Annotated in this window: 12 protein-coding genes; 1 reads left to right on the top strand and 11 read right to left on the bottom strand. The window is 59.9% G+C overall.

From position 1 onward, the window contains the following. The first annotated feature begins 89 nt into the window (after positions 1 to 89). Positions 90 to 851 (top strand): SDR family oxidoreductase, encoded by a 762-nt coding sequence (locus Q0936_RS01020; protein WP_299298501.1) that lies wholly within the window; start codon positions 90 to 92, stop codon positions 849 to 851. A 112-nt stretch (positions 852 to 963) separates the two neighbouring features. Here Q0936_RS01020 and ugpC read toward each other — a convergent pair whose 3' ends face one another. From ugpC to Q0936_RS00965, 11 genes are all read right to left on the bottom strand, one after another. Beyond that, positions 964 to 1,998 (bottom strand): sn-glycerol-3-phosphate ABC transporter ATP-binding protein UgpC, encoded by a 1,035-nt coding sequence (gene ugpC / locus Q0936_RS01015; RefSeq protein WP_299298498.1) that lies wholly within the window; start codon positions 1,996 to 1,998, stop codon positions 964 to 966. Continuing rightward, the gene (locus tag Q0936_RS01010) at positions 1,986 to 3,407 is read right to left on the bottom strand and encodes a mannitol dehydrogenase family protein (protein WP_299298495.1); all 1,422 of its coding nucleotides are present in this window, start codon (positions 3,405 to 3,407) and stop codon (positions 1,986 to 1,988) included. Before Q0936_RS01010 ends, ugpC begins: the two co-directional genes overlap by 13 nt. Further along, on the bottom strand, positions 3,404 to 4,297 hold the full coding sequence (locus Q0936_RS01005; protein ID WP_299139430.1) for an AraC family transcriptional regulator: 894 nt from the start codon (positions 4,295 to 4,297) through the stop codon (positions 3,404 to 3,406). Before Q0936_RS01005 ends, Q0936_RS01010 begins: the two co-directional genes overlap by 4 nt. Positions 4,298 to 4,301: 4 nt before the next feature. Continuing rightward, the gene (locus tag Q0936_RS01000) at positions 4,302 to 5,066 is read right to left on the bottom strand and encodes an SDR family oxidoreductase (RefSeq protein ID WP_299298492.1); all 765 of its coding nucleotides are present in this window, start codon (positions 5,064 to 5,066) and stop codon (positions 4,302 to 4,304) included. After that, positions 5,066 to 5,896, bottom strand: a complete 831-nt coding sequence (locus Q0936_RS00995; RefSeq protein ID WP_299139435.1) for a carbohydrate ABC transporter permease — start codon at positions 5,894 to 5,896, stop codon at positions 5,066 to 5,068. Before Q0936_RS00995 ends, Q0936_RS01000 begins: the two co-directional genes overlap by 1 nt. Before the next feature lie 4 nt (positions 5,897 to 5,900). Next, entirely contained in the window at positions 5,901 to 6,761 is an 861-nt protein-coding gene (locus Q0936_RS00990; RefSeq protein WP_299139437.1) for a sugar ABC transporter permease, read from the bottom strand. Positions 6,762 to 6,861: 100 nt separating this feature from the next. Further along, positions 6,862 to 8,148 carry a sugar ABC transporter substrate-binding protein gene (locus tag Q0936_RS00985; protein WP_299298489.1) on the bottom strand — a complete coding sequence of 429 codons (1,287 nt, stop codon included), beginning with the start codon at positions 8,146 to 8,148 and terminating at the stop codon, positions 6,862 to 6,864. Between the two features lie 267 nt (positions 8,149 to 8,415). Then, complete coding sequence (pobA, locus tag Q0936_RS00980) at positions 8,416 to 9,585, bottom strand: 4-hydroxybenzoate 3-monooxygenase (protein WP_299298486.1); 1,170 nt, start codon at positions 9,583 to 9,585, stop codon at positions 8,416 to 8,418. 65 nt (positions 9,586 to 9,650) lie between these two features. Then, positions 9,651 to 10,313, bottom strand: a complete 663-nt coding sequence (locus Q0936_RS00975) for a TetR/AcrR family transcriptional regulator (RefSeq protein ID WP_299298510.1) — start codon at positions 10,311 to 10,313, stop codon at positions 9,651 to 9,653. After that, positions 10,310 to 11,839: a trimethylamine methyltransferase family protein gene (locus Q0936_RS00970; protein ID WP_299298483.1), complete on the bottom strand. Its 1,530-nt coding sequence runs from the start codon at positions 11,837 to 11,839 to the stop codon at positions 10,310 to 10,312. Before Q0936_RS00970 ends, Q0936_RS00975 begins: the two co-directional genes overlap by 4 nt. Continuing rightward, positions 11,836 to 14,238: an FAD-dependent oxidoreductase gene (locus Q0936_RS00965; RefSeq protein ID WP_299298480.1), complete on the bottom strand. Its 2,403-nt coding sequence runs from the start codon at positions 14,236 to 14,238 to the stop codon at positions 11,836 to 11,838. Before Q0936_RS00965 ends, Q0936_RS00970 begins: the two co-directional genes overlap by 4 nt. Positions 14,239 to 14,263 lie beyond the last annotated feature (25 nt).

The following is a 14,263-nucleotide window of genomic DNA, read 5'->3' as shown; positions in this document are numbered from 1 at the left end:
TTCCGCGAAATGGCGCTACCTTCGTAACAGAAGCCGTGGCCGCGAAAAGAGTGACCGCATAGCGCGACGCAACCCAAACAGAGGCTCTAATGACCAAAGCCGCAGAAAACAGCCCGTATCAAAAACCGTCTGTCGCCGTCACCGGGGCGAGCCGTGGCATCGGCCACGAGATCGTCAAAGAGTTTCACACCTCGGGGTGGGAGGTCTTTACCCTTGCCCGCACGCCATTCTCCGAAGTGTGCCCATGGGCCGAGGGTATTGTAAAACACATCGAGGTCGATCTGAGCGACAAGGCGTCGATCCGCGCTGCGGCCAAGTCCTTACACCGCCAATTGGCAGGACGCGGTTTGAAAGCACTGGTAAACAATGCTGGCATCTCGCCAAAAACCGCAGACGGTGGGCGCCTCAGCGCAACCGCCACGACGCTCGAGACGTTCCAGCGGGTGCAGATGATCAACCTGATTGCACCCCTGCTGCTCACGCAAGAATTGCTTGATCCGCTGGAACAAGCGCAGGGGTCCATCGTAAACATCAGCTCGATCGCCGGGACACAGGTACACCCCTTTGCCGGGGCGGCCTATGCCGTGTCCAAGGCGGCACTATCCGCGCTGACACGTGAACTGGCCTATGAGCTCGCAGACCGAAACGTGCGCGTCAACGCCGTCTCACCCGGCGAAATCGCCACGTCGATCCTGTCCCCCGGCACCGAGGAAATGGTTGAGCGTGACGTGCCGATGAAGCGGCTCGGCAACCCACAAGAAGTCGCCGAAGTCGTCAGCTTTTTGTGCAGCGCCAAGTCGTCCTACATCAACGGTGCTGAAATCCCGATCAATGGCGGCCAACACCTGTAGCTGCCAATGGCGATTACGACATGCACCATGTCGAACAGAAATGAAAAAGGCCGGGTGCACTGAACGCGCCCGGCCTTTTGCTTTTCAGCATCAACACTGAAAAATCAGGGGCTTAGATCCGCAGACCAGTGGCCTTGTTGAACACATGCACCAGATCGGGCTGAATGGTGAAACCGATGGTGGCACCTTTGTCCACTGCAGGCGGTTTTTCCGTTTTCGCGATAAAGTCGTGACCGGTTGGCGTGGTCAGGTGCACCAGGGCATATTCGCCAAGGTTTTCCACCAGTTCCAACTTACCGTGCACCACAGCGCTGTCCGCGTCCGTGACGGTCAGGTGTTCGGGACGCATCCCAACCTGTTCATCCGCACCCAACGTCCGTCCCAGCACCGTGCTGACGGAACCAGTCAGATCCTCGCTAGAAAAGAAGTTCATTTTGGGGCTGCCAATGAACTGCGCGACAAACGCGTTGGCTGGCCGATCATAGAGTTCAATCGGCGACCCAACCTGTTCAATCCGCCCGTCTCGCAACACGACAATCTTGTCGGCCAGCGTCATTGCCTCAACCTGATCGTGGGTCACATAGATCATGGTGGTTTTCAGACGCTCGTGCAGGCGCGCAATCTCCAGACGTGTCTGAACACGCAGCGCTGCGTCCAGGTTGGACAGCGGTTCGTCAAACAGAAACACCTGCGGGTCGCGCACAATCGCCCGCCCAATCGCAACACGTTGACGTTGTCCGCCAGACAAGTTGCGCGGGCTGCGATCTAGGTAGTCGGTGATTTGCAGGATTTCAGCAGCGTCTTTGACCCGGCGGTCGATTTCGGCTTCGGCTGTCTTGGCCTGCCGCAGACCGAACGCCATGTTCTTGTAGACCGTCATGTGCGGATACAAGGCGTACGTCTGGAACACCATCGCAACGCCGCGCTTGGATGCTGCCACGTCGTTGACCTCTCGATCCCCGATGGCAACGGTGCCGCCGGAGATATCCTCAAGGCCTGCAATCATGCGCAACAGTGTCGACTTTCCGCACCCGGATGGGCCGACAAAGACCACAAATTCACCGTCGTCGATGTCGAGATCGACACCGTGCATCACCTGGGTTGCACCATAGCTCTTGCGCACATCGCGCAGTGTCAGACCGGCCATTTCGCCTCCAATTCTGTGATCTCATGCCGCAAAACCGCGGCAAATTCAGGATATGTTTCGGGCAAGTCACCCCATAGGCGGTGGCTTGTCACAAAGCTGTCGGAACCAAGCATGGCTGCCAGATCGTCCCAACTGGGTTCAACGTAATCAAATGGAATCTTGCCGGCCGCGACGTGCCGCGCAAACACATACCAACCTGCGATACTTTGGATGGCATGTGTCGGCATGACCCCCTGTTCAAGACATCCAGCCAGCGTCGGACGAATGAAAATCGGGAACTTGGCCATACCATCGGCACAGATACGTGCGACAGTGTCGCCAATGGCACGATTGCCAAATCGGCGCGCAATCTTGACCAGATAGTCCCCCTTGGAAAATGGCAGGTCCAATGTGATCGCCCGCAAGACTTCGTGCGTTTCGAAATCATGGAAGTGGGCGTTCAGATGCGGGACACGCATCGCCGCGTCAAAGGTTTCAACACCCTCAAGCGCCGCGAGATAGGCCAACGCCGTATGGCCACCGTTTAGAACGCGGATCTTTGTTTCTTCGTAGGGGTCCACATCGTCCGTAACCGTAACGCCCGCCTGCGCCAGATCAGGCATGTCTCCGGCGGCTGTGTCTTGCAGCACCCACTGAATGAAGTCTTCGGCCATGATCGGCGAGGCAACCAGCGAACCAGTCAATGCGGTCAATTCATCGCTCAACTCGGAGGGGCTGCGCGGTGTAATCCGATCAACCATCGAACAGGGAAACGCCACATCTGTTCCCACCCAGGCCGCGAGCGTGTGGTCTCCGCAGGCTTCGAGATAGGCCAACAGATTGCGGCGCAACATCTTGCCGTTCTGCCGGATGTTGTCGCAACACGCGATGGTCAGGGGATTGGCGCCGCTCGCTACACGTTTGTGCAACGCCGCTCGCAGGAAGCCGTACACGCTCTCGGGCGATCCACCGGCAATTTCACGCGCAATAATCGGGTCTGACGTGCTCAGATCACCGTTCGGGTCCGTGTAATACCCGCTTTCCGTCACGGTGATCGTCACAAGGTGAACAGAAGACCCCGACAACAGAGCCTCGGCCGCATCCGAATCCACGCTCCAATCCGAAAAGGCGACGTGACTGCGCACTTTGCGCAGGTCAATCTGACCTTCGGGCGAAACCGATTTCAGGAAATAGCCGTCATTGCGGGTGATGTCCGCCACGGCGGTTTCAAATTGCCGGGTCTCGGACCCACGCAGGTTGACCGCCGCGATCCCCCAACGCACGTCGCCTGTCTGGTCAATATAGTCATCCAGATAGACCGCCTGATGCGCCCGATGAAACGCCCCAAACCCCAGATGTACGACCCCAACCGCGCATGCGGCCCGATCGTAACGCGTCGCCGCGATATGTGTTTTTGCCGCGCTGTTCATGATGTGGAACCCATCGCTGGGGCAAGGTCCTTGCGGGCCGTATCCCGGTACTCCGACGGGGTCATGCCTTTGAGTTTGAGGAAATGCCGGTTGAAGTTTGCAAGGTTCTTGAACCCTGCCTTGTGGCAGATGGCTGTCACCTGATCGTCGGACGCATAGAGCATCCCACAGGCTTGACCGATACGCACTCGGTTGACGAAATCAACAAATCCATGGCCAGTGACAGCCTGAAAATTCCGGCTGAACGTAGCCTGCGTCATGCCCGCCAATTCAGACGCCTGCGCCACGGAAATCTCTTCGCGGAAATTCTTGATCACGTGGTCGATGACCTGCCCGATGCGGGCGTGTTTGCTGCCGCCTTGCGGCTGGATCAACTTGGCCGCAGACAGGATTTTCTTTTCCGCATGCTCGTTCAGGCGCACAAGGAACCGGACAAAGGACAGAATCCGCTCTGCACCTTTGCTGTCCCGGATTGCCTCCATGTGGCCGCGGGCAAACGTCGGGTTGAAACCCTCGAACTGAATGCCCGATTGAGACATCTGCAGGATGTTCAGCACCTGCGAAAACTCAGGGAACCCTTCGGCCAGCTTTTCGACGCTTTCATGGCTGAACTGCACCAGCATGTCGCGCGTGGCCAGCGGTTCGGACCACACCTGATCCGTCACCCAATTGTGCGGCAGGTTTGGCCCGGTCATGAACAGATCGCCCGCCTTGAAGTCACCGATATAGTCGCCCACAAACGCCTTGCCGCGCGAGGCCACAATCAAATGCAACTCGCATTCCTCATGCGCATGCCAGCGGCACAGCTCGGATGGCCACCCGTGTTCGAGATACCGGATGGACCGCGTGCTGCGGTCGACCATTTCGATTTCGGGTTGCATGATCGACATCGGACTACCTCAACACGTTGCCGCCATCGACACCGATGGTCTGGGCGGTCATGTAGGCAGATTGGTCTGATGCCAGGAAAACGGCGGCACGCGCCACGTCGTCCGGCGCACCCATGTATCCCAAGGGCACGGCTTCGCCGACTTCGCGTTTCTTTTGGCCCGGCGCCTTATTCTCGAACTTGGCAAAGAGCGCGTCGACCTCACCCCACATGGGCGTGTCGATCACACCTGGGCTGATCGCATTCACGCGCACCTTATGTGGCGCCAGCGCAAGGGCCGCGGATTGGGTATAGCTGATCACGGCCGCCTTGGTGGCACAGTAGTGCGCGACAAGCGCCTCACCCCGGTGCCCCGCCTGCGAGGCGAGGTTGATGATCGATCCCGGCTTACCCTCGGCCACCATGGATTTCGCGGCGGCTTGCATGACGGCGTAAAAGGCCCGGACATTCACCCCGAATAGACGGTCGTATTGGTTCAGATCACCGGAATCGATCACACTGCCCATGGCGAAAATCGCAGCGTTGTTGAACAGGATGTCGGGTTTGATCTCGGCCACCCAGTCACAACACGCGCCCAGCTGGGCATCGTCCAGCAGATCGAACCTTCGATAGGTCGCGTCGCCGTCAAACGTGTCGGCAATGTCAGTCGCGTACACCTGCGCGCCCAGCGCGGCAAAATGCGCGACAGCACTGGCCCCGATGCCACCGACAGCGCCGGTGACAAGGGCAACCTTGCCTGTCAGGTCTGTGGGTGCCGCATCGAGGGTCATTACTTCACCGCTCCGAAAGTCATGCCCTGCACCAGCTGTTTCTGTGCCAGCCAGCCAAAGACCACGATGGGTGCGCAGGCCAGTGTCGACACCGCCGACACCTTGGCCCAGAACAGGCCCTCGGGTGCCTGGAACGACGCGACAAAGGCGGTCAGCGTGCTGGCGTCGGTGGTGGTCAGAACGATGGACCAGAATGCCTCGTTCCAGCACAGGATGATCGAAAGCAGCGCCGTGGACGCAATTCCACCCCACGCCAGCGGCATCACCACCTGGCGGATCTCGTTGAACGTCGACGTGCCGTCCATGCGCGACGCCTCAAGGATCTCCTTGGGGATCTCGCGGAAGTAGTTGAACAGGATCAGCATCACGATCGGCAGGTTGATCATCGCATAGATGATGACTAGCACAGCTTTGGTGTCATAAAGACCCGAGTTCTGCGCCAGGAAATAGATCGGCATCAGAACGCCAACCGCAGGCAGCATCTTGGTGGACAGCATCCACATTAGGATGTCCTTGGTCCAGCGACCGGGGTTGAACGCCATGGCATAGGCCGACGGGATCGCGATCAGCAGTGCCAGCAGCGTGCCGCCAAAGGACGTGATGATCGAGTTCAATGCGAACTTGCTGTAGTTGGTCCGCTCGTTGATCTCGGTGAAATTCTCCAGCGTCGGCTCAAAGAACAGCAGCGGGGGAATGGCGATGGCCTGGTTTTCGGTTTTGAACCCGGTCAGGACCATCCAGAAGATCGGAAAGAAGAAGAGCAAAGCCGCCACCCACGCAAAGAACACGGCGATGCGGTTTTTCCAGATATCGCGTTGCTTGTCTGTCATGGGATTACACCGTCAGCGTTTTGCCAATCGCGCGGATCAAGAAGATCGCAACGATATTGGCGAGGATGATTGCAAACACACCACCGGCCGAGGCCACGCCCACATCGAACGCTTGCTGCGACTGGATGTAGATCAGGTAGGTGAGGTTCGTCGACTGCACGCCGGGGCCACCGCTGGTGGTCACAAAGATTTCGGCAAAGATCGCGAGGTGAAAGATCATCTGGATCAGGATCACGATGGAAATCGGGCGCGCCAGATGCGGCAGCGTCAGGTGAAAGAACTGCGACCAGAACCCGGCACCGTCCAGCGTGGCGGCCTCTTTCTGTTCCTGGTCCTGGCTTTGCAACGACGTCATAAAGATCAGGATGGCAAAGGGCGTCCACTGCCAGCTCACCATGATGATGATCGAGGCAAGTGGTAGATCCTGCAACCATTCAATCGGCGTCATACCCAACGCGTTGGCAAGTGCCGCAAACAGACCGTTGTTGGGGTCCATCAGCATGTTCTTCCAGACCAGCGCCGACACGGTCGGCATGATGAAAAAGGGCGAGATCAGCATCACACGCGCCACCCCACGGCCCCAGAACGGGCGGTCAATCAGCAGCGAGACAGCGAGACCAAGGACAACGGTGATAACCAGAACCGAGCCCACCAGAACCAGCGTGTTGATCAGCGCCGGAAAGAACGATGGGTCCGTATAGAAGAATTCGTAATTCGACAGCCCGATGAAACCCTTACGCTCGGGATAGAGCAGATTGTAGCGGATCGTGGAGAAGTAGATCGTCATGCTGAGGGGGACGATCATCCAGATCAGCAAGAGGACAATACTCGGGGCCTGAAGCCACCTGACAAGTGCCGGGTTCATCTGAACATTCCTGATGTGCGAGGGGCGGGTGTCTTGGGGGTTCCGGGGCGGCGCAAATGGCGCCCCGGAACGTTGGCTGGCTTGTGAGCACGAGGCTTACTTAGTAGTAGCCGGCTTTCTTCATCTCACGGTCGGCCGCTTCTTGTGCATTGGCGAGCGCTTCTTCGACCGAGATGTCACCAGCCAAAGCGGCTGTCATCTGCTGACCCACGGCTGTACCGATGGCCTGGAACTCGGGGATCGCAGCGAACTGAACACCAACGTAAGGCGACGGGTTCTGCGTCGAGTTTTCAGGCTGTGCCGACAGGATCGCTTTCAGCTCCGCATCTGCGAACGCAGCAGCGGCCTGGAAGTTGGGGTTGTCGTATGTCGACTGACGTGTGCCTGTCGGAACTGCGCCCCAACCATTGGTTTCAGCAACCAGCTCGATGTAGTCTTTGGACGTGGCCCACTCCATGAACTTCATGGCGTCTTCTTTTTGCTTGGTGCCCGACGGAACCGCCAGCGACCATGCCCACAGCCAGTTTGCACCACGTGTGGTGACCGCTTGCGGTGCTTGTGCGTATGCCATGTTTTCGTTGGTCAGGAACGAAGCGGCGATTGTCGCGTCGATCCACATGCCGCACTTGCCTTCGTTCATCAGCGCCAGGATCTCGTTGAACGAGTTGGCCGAGGAACCGGGAGGGCCATAGTTGTTCAGCAGGTCAACGTAGAAGTTGACAGCGTGGTTCCACGCAGGGCTGTCCAGAGCAGGCGTCCAGTCTTCGTTGAACCACTGCGCGCCAAAGCTGTTGGCCATTGTGGTCAGGAACGCCATGTTGTCGCCCCAGCCTGGCTTGCCGCGCAAGCAGATGCCGTACTGACCGGCGTCTTTGTCGGTCATGGCTGCAGCTGCGTCAGCAACGTGACCCCAGCTTGGGTTGTCGGGCATTTCCATGCCGGCCGCGTCCATCAGGTCCTTGCGGTACATGATCATCGAGGACTCACCGTAGAACGGTGCAGCATAGAGGTTGCCTTCGTGGCTCAAGCCACCGCGCATGGCGGGCAGGATGTCGTCGACGTCATAGTCAGCGCCGAAATCCAGTGGCTCCAACCAGCCGCGCGAACCCCAGATCGGAGCTTCGTACATGCCGATTGTCATGATGTCGAACTGGCCACCTTTGGTGGTGATGTCCGTGGTCACGCGGCTACGCAGCGTGCCTTCGTCCAGAGTCACCCAGTTCACGGTGATGCCAGGGTTGGCTTCTTCGAACTTGGGCGTCAGTTTCTGCATTTCGATCATGTGACCGTTGTTCACGGTCGCAATCGTCAGCTCACCGGCAGACGCGGCTGTTGCACCGGCAACAACAAGCGACAGGCCGAGGGCCGTGTTCATTAGAGATTTCATGTTTTTCCTCCCAGAAATCACAGATGCGTTGTTCTCTGTGGTCCTAACGGTGCGGAATTGCCGCCTTTGCTGCAAATACAAATCGGGCAAAGAAGCATACGATTCTTGCAAATGCGGACGGTTCCGACGCGTTTACTGCAGTTTTCACCTGAACGTCATAATCACGCCCAACCTAAAAAGAATCAACAGCCAACGCCGCATCCCAGACTTTTCGGTGTCGAAAAAAGACAGGTTTCCACGCAATGCCAGCGATTCCCGAGGTATCCCTTAGTACGGCAGACCAACATAGTTTAATGCAAAAGATGCCTGCGCTTCGGGGCTGTCGCGCAAAAACGCGAGCTCGGCGAGCTGCATTTTCTTGTCAAAATCGGACTGTCCGGGCGCATGATGCATGAGATTGGAAAACCACCAACTGAACCGCTCGGTCTTCCATACACGGGCCAACGCCTGTGCCGAATACGCATCCAGACCGGCCGCATCGCCCTCCGCATAAAACTGGCGCAGACCCTGATACAGGTAGTGCACATCACTGGCCGCCGTGTTCAGCCCCTTGGCCCCCGTCGGCGGTACGATATGCGCGGCATCGCCACACAGAAACAACCGACCCCACCGCATCGGTTCCGTGACAAAGCTGCGCAAGGGGGCGATCGACTTTTCAATACTTGGCCCCGTCACCAGACTGTCAGCCGCCGCGGCGGGGATGCGTTTGCGCAACTCGGTCCAGAACGCGTCGTCTGACCAGTTGTCGGCGCTGTCACTGGCATCGCACTGGATGTAATATCGGCTCAGGTTGGCATTGCGCATCGAACACAGCGCAAACCCGCGGTCGGAATTGGCATAGATCAGTTCATCGTTGACCGGTGGCGTCTCTGACAGGATACCCAGCCATCCAAACGGGTACACTTTCTCATATTCCCGGCGCACATCAGCCGGGATCGTTTTCCGACTGACCCCGTGAAAGCCGTCGCACCCCGCCACGAAATCACAGTCGATCCGCTGATCGACCCCGCCTTCTCGAAACGCAACAAAAGGGTGGTCGCTGTCCGCGTCTTCGATCACCACATTCTCGACTTCAAAATGGGTCTTCGCACCGATGTCATCTCGCGCGGCATAAAGGTCGCGCGTGACTTCGGTCTGCCCATAGACCAACACAGTGGCGTCTGTGTGTTTGGTGAAATCGACCCGAAACATATCCCCGTCATAGGCGATCAAGGTGCCGTCATGGACATACCCTTCGGCGGTCATGCGCGCGTCTACGCCCGCCTCGCGCATCAACCCAACAAGGCCACGTTCCAGCACACCAGCGCGGATACGGCCCAGAACATATGCGCGGGATTTCCGTTCAAGAACGACGGTTTCTATGCCAGCCTTGTGCAAGAGCAGCCCAAGCAACAAACCAGACGGGCCGCCACCGACAATAACCACCTGTGTCCGCACGAAACCCCCTCCCGGATCATCGTCGGAAAGAGTGGCGGCAAGTCGCAAGGCGGTCAAGGCACCCTTTAACCGGTCACCGTGCGGGCAAAATCGTTGAACGCGGCGATTTCCTCGGCGCTGGCGGTGCTGCCTGTAAAGGCCACCAGATACCCCGGCACCATCGACAGCCGTTGTTCCAGCGTTTCGCCCAGGTCCGCATCATCATAGCCCAACTGCATGTAATAGATGACGCGCGCGCGTGCCGTCGCCTCCAATGGCGGATAGTCGTGGCGCTCAAACATGGCTGTTAGCGCATCCAGACGCGCGGCATCCCCGGCTTTCAAAACCGCATTGACCCGGTCAGACCGCCGCGCCCAGTCCCGGATGGCAAAGTCGAGCCGGTTGTCAAACAACCGCGCGTCGATATTGCAGTGGAACACGTTGCAGCATGCCTCGGTTATGGTGCGCGCCGGGGCATCCGCCTGTTGCACAAGGGCGGCGGTGTTGGTGTCCTGCCAGTGCTGCAACAAGGCATCCAACAGGTCTGTCCGGTTCTTGAAGTACCAATAGAAACTCGACCGCGACACCTGCATGCGTGCCGCGAGGTCCGCGACCTTGACGGTTTCCACGCCCCCTTGCTTGAGAGCTGCAAGGGCCGCGTTCAGCCAATCCTGCCGCGTGACTTTGACATTCCCGATCAGCGGATCCTTGTCCGGGTCATCCCGGTGCAGCAGCGGCGCAGTCATCAGTTTTCCGGTGCACAGCCACCAACCGCGCTGCGATCCGCGATGTACTTGCGCAGGGTCTCCAAACAGTCGGCGTCATTCGGTGGTGGTTTAAAGTCGCGCAAAATCCCCTTCCAGATATCGGTGGCGCGGTGCGTTGCGTCTACGCTGCCGCGTTCTTCCCACGTGCCGATATTGGCAAAGTCCGCCACGACAGGTTCGTAAAATTCGGTCTGATACCGTTCCATCGTGTGCGCCGCGCCAAAGAAATGTCCGCCCGGCTGTACTTCCTCCAGCGCATCCAGCGCAATGTCCGTATCGTCTGCGGCTGTTGCGGTGCACAACTCGGCCACCATCTGCAACACCTCGACATCCGTGATCAGCTTTTCATAGGACACCGACAGCCCGCCCTCTAGCCAACCGGCCGCGTGTAGCGTCACCGTGGCCCCGGCCAGCAGACAGCCCCAGGTCCCGAACTGCGTCTCGTTGGCGGCCTGCGCATCGCCCAGGTTCGCCGCCGACCCGGACGCACAGCGCCACGGCAACCCGATGTGCCGCGCCAGTTGCCCGGCGGCCAGCGACGCCTTGAAATGCTCCGGTGTGCCAAAGATCGGCGCGCCGGATTTCATGTCCACATTGGACGTGAACGTGCCATAGCACACGGGCGCGCCAGGGTTCACCAACTGGCCCAGCGCAATGGCGGCCAGCGCCTCGGCATGGGACAGCGTCATGGCCCCGGCCACGGTGATCGGCGCCATCGCCCCCATCAGCGTAAAGGGCGTGATGATCGCCATCTGCCCGGCCCGCGCGAAATCCATCACGCCCAGCGCCATGGGGATATCCAGCTGACGGGGCGAGTTGGTGTTGATGATGGTATAGCAATGGGATGCCGCCGCGAACTCCGCATCCGACAAGCCGCGCGCGATCTGCAACATCTCGAACGCTTCGGTCACCTGCCCCGTGCCGCGCGAATAGATGAACGGCACCTTGTCCGTCAGCTCCATCTGGCTCAGTGTCATGGCGTAGTGGCGCAGATGAATGGGCACGTCCTGCGGCTCCACCAGCGGCGGGATCATGTGCAGCACATCAAAATGCTGCGTCAGACTGATCAGCTCGCGAAAGTCCTGCTCCGTCCCCGGTCTGCGGCCCCGTTCCAGATCGGTGGCGTGGGGGCAGCCCGCGCCCGGTTGAAAGATCATCGACCCCAGTTCCATGACCTGATCCCGGTCGGGATGCCCGGCAATCAGGGGAAAGGATTTGGGGGCCGTGGCCAGCGCCGCCTCGATGATGTCGCGCCCGATATGCACCATCTCGGTGTCCTCATCGACCCGCGCGCCCGCCTTGCGGAATACTTCGCGGGCGGCGGGCAGCAGCACCTTGATCCCCAACCGCTCCAACACGTCCAGCGCCGCGTCGTGCATGGCGGCAATGCGGTCGGGCGGGAACACATCCATCGGCGGAAAGGGATTGCGCAGACGGCGGTAATCCGTTTGCCGTGTCTTGGCTGGCGGGGCACCGCGCCCACGTCTGCGCCGAGGTTGGTCGGTCATCCGCGCATCGCCTTGCCCGCCGGATCATAGGGCGACGCCGCCACAACGCGCGCGTCCCGCTCCACACCCACGATATGCACCGTCAGCGCGCTCCCCTCGCCCGCGCAATCGGCGTTGACCAGCGCCATGGCCAGCGATTTGCCAACCGTGTGTCCGTAACCGCCGGACGTGACAAAGCCGACCTTTTCACCGTCCTTCCAAATGGGTTCGTAGCCCGAGGCATCCGCCCCGTCCGCATCGACTTCAAGCGTGACTTGCAACTGCGCCGGCCCATTGCCGTCGCGTTCGGCAAGCGCCGCGTCCTTGCCCACGAATGTCTTGTCCCAGTCGATCCAGCGGTCCATACCCGTCATGCCGGGGGTGTAGCCTTGGGTGAACTCCGCCGACCAGATGCCAAAGCTCTTCTCCAGCCGCAGCGACAAGAGCGCGTTGAACCCGTATTCGATCATCCCCTCGTCCGCGCCTGCCGCCAGCAGCGTCTTGCGCAGGGTGATGTGGTCGCCCATGCGGCAGTGGATCTCGTACCCCATCTCGCCCGTCACCGACAGCCGACCGACCTTGCAGCGGAGCATGCCGATGTCGAAATCGCCGCACCCCATAAACGGCAGATCGCCCACCGAACCATCTGTCAGCTTTTCAATCACGGCCTTCGATTTAGGCCCGGACAGCGAGAACCCCGCCATCTCGTCCCCCAGATCCCTGACTGTCACGCCGTCTATCATGTGATCGTCAAACCACCGCATATGCCAGGTCCGCAGGTAATAGCTGCCCATGATCCACCAGGTGCCATCGCCCCAGTTGAACACGGTCAGATCCCCCTTGAGCCGCCCGTCCTCACCCAGCATCGGGGCCAGCCTCGCGCGGCCCGGCGAGGGAAGGCGGGAGGCCATCACATGGTTCAACCACGCCTCGGCGTTTTCCCCGGTGACCTCGAACCGCGAGAACCCGCTAATGTCCAACAGGCCCACGCCCTCGCGCACGCCCTTGCACTCGGCTGCGACGATATCAAAGGCGTTTGACCGCTTGAGCGATGGCGTCTCTTCGAACCCCTGCGGTGCGAAATACAAAGGCACCTCCATGTCCCAGCTTTGCCCCCACTGGCACCCGGCGGCGGTCATGTCCGAATAGGCGGGCGCGGTTTTCAGAGGCCGCCCCGCAGGCAGCTGTTCATTGGGATAGGTCATCACGAACCGGCGGGAATAGAACTGGCCGGTCGTTTCCTTGATGTACTGCTTGTTCTCGGCCCACACGCCATAGCGCGCGACATCCATGCCATAGACGTCCGCCTCCGGCTCTCCATGGATCATCCATTCGGCCAAGGACTTGCCAACGCCGCCCCCTTGCAGGAACCCGGCCATGACCGCACAGGCCGACCAATACCCGCGCTTGCCCGGCACCGGCCCCACCAGCGGGTTGCCATCGGGCGAGAATGTGAACGCCCCGTTGACCCATGTCTTGACGCCCACGTCCTGCAAGGCCGGATAGCGTTCAAACCCCATGATCAGCTCTTTTTCGATGCGGTCAGGGTCTTCCTGTTGCAACTCGAACCCGTAATCCCACGGCGCGCCGTCCATGTTCCAGTGCTGGTGATCAATCTCGTAGATGCCCAGCAACACGCCCTTTTGGTCCTGCCGCAGATAGGTGAACCCCTCCAGGTCAACCGTCATCGGCACTTCGAAATCCAGCTCTTCGAGCGCGGGGATGCTGTCGGAAATCAGGTAATGGTGGTTGAGCGGCGACACCGGCAGTTCGATCCCCGCCATACGCCCCACTTGCTTGGCCCAGAGACCCCCGGCATTGACCACATGTTCACTGGAAATCGTCCCCTTTTCGGTCACCACGTCCCAGCCTTGCAGTGTCTGGTTCAGCTCAAGCACCCGGTTGTGTTCGATGACCGTGGCGCCACGTTTCTTGGCCGCCGTGGCATAGGCGTGCACGGTGCCGGTGGTGTCGATATACCCCTCGCGGTCGGCCCACATGCCGCCCAAGAGGCCGTCGCCTGACATGATCGGGTTCAGCGCCACCGCTTCCTCGACGCTGACAAGGCGGCAATCCTCGATCCCGATGGACTGGAACGTGCGGTAGGCCGATTGCAGCCACTCCCACCGATCCGGCGTGCCCGCCATGGTCAGACCCCCGGTCATGTGCAGGCCGATGTTCTGGCCGGACTCTTCCTCGATCTCGGACAGCAGGTCGATGGTATAGGCCTGAAGCTGCGCGATGTTCGGATCCGCGTTCAGCGCGTGAATGCCCCCCGCCGCGTGCCAGCTTGACCCCGCCGTCAGCACCGACCGTTCGACCAGCGCGACGTCCGTCCACCCCATCTTGGCCAGGTGGTACAGCACGGATGCCCCCACAACCCCGCCGCCAATCACCACAACCCGGTAATGCGATTTCATGTCTGTCCCCAGTCGTCAGTCCGCG

Origin of the sequence: uncultured Tateyamaria sp., assembly GCF_947488715.1 — a bacterium.
In the GTDB taxonomy this organism is placed as follows: Bacteria; Pseudomonadota; Alphaproteobacteria; order Rhodobacterales; family Rhodobacteraceae; genus Tateyamaria.
This window is presented reverse-complemented; position numbering and strand designations above follow the sequence as displayed.

What these genes read in the sequence shown, in the direction of transcription:
- ugpC (WP_299298498.1), bottom strand. Translation starts at nt 1,998, where the DNA reads ATGGCCGGTCTGACACTGCGCGATGTGCGCAAGAGCTATGGTGCAACC.
- Q0936_RS01000 (WP_299298492.1), bottom strand. Translation starts at nt 5,066, where the DNA reads ATGACCCTCGATGCGGCACCCACAGACCTGACAGGCAAGGTTGCCCTT.
- Q0936_RS00990 (WP_299139437.1), bottom strand. Translation starts at nt 6,761, where the DNA reads ATGAACCCGGCACTTGTCAGGTGGCTTCAGGCCCCGAGTATTGTCCTC.
- Q0936_RS00965 (WP_299298480.1), bottom strand. Translation starts at nt 14,238, where the DNA reads ATGAAATCGCATTACCGGGTTGTGGTGATTGGCGGCGGGGTTGTGGGG.
- Q0936_RS01020 (WP_299298501.1), top strand. Translation starts at nt 90, where the DNA reads ATGACCAAAGCCGCAGAAAACAGCCCGTATCAAAAACCGTCTGTCGCC.
- Q0936_RS00995 (WP_299139435.1), bottom strand. Translation starts at nt 5,896, where the DNA reads ATGACAGACAAGCAACGCGATATCTGGAAAAACCGCATCGCCGTGTTC.
- Q0936_RS01010 (WP_299298495.1), bottom strand. Translation starts at nt 3,407, where the DNA reads ATGAACAGCGCGGCAAAAACACATATCGCGGCGACGCGTTACGATCGG.
- Q0936_RS00970 (WP_299298483.1), bottom strand. Translation starts at nt 11,839, where the DNA reads ATGACCGACCAACCTCGGCGCAGACGTGGGCGCGGTGCCCCGCCAGCC.
- Q0936_RS01005 (WP_299139430.1), bottom strand. Translation starts at nt 4,297, where the DNA reads ATGTCGATCATGCAACCCGAAATCGAAATGGTCGACCGCAGCACGCGG.
- Q0936_RS00985 (WP_299298489.1), bottom strand. Translation starts at nt 8,148, where the DNA reads ATGAAATCTCTAATGAACACGGCCCTCGGCCTGTCGCTTGTTGTTGCC.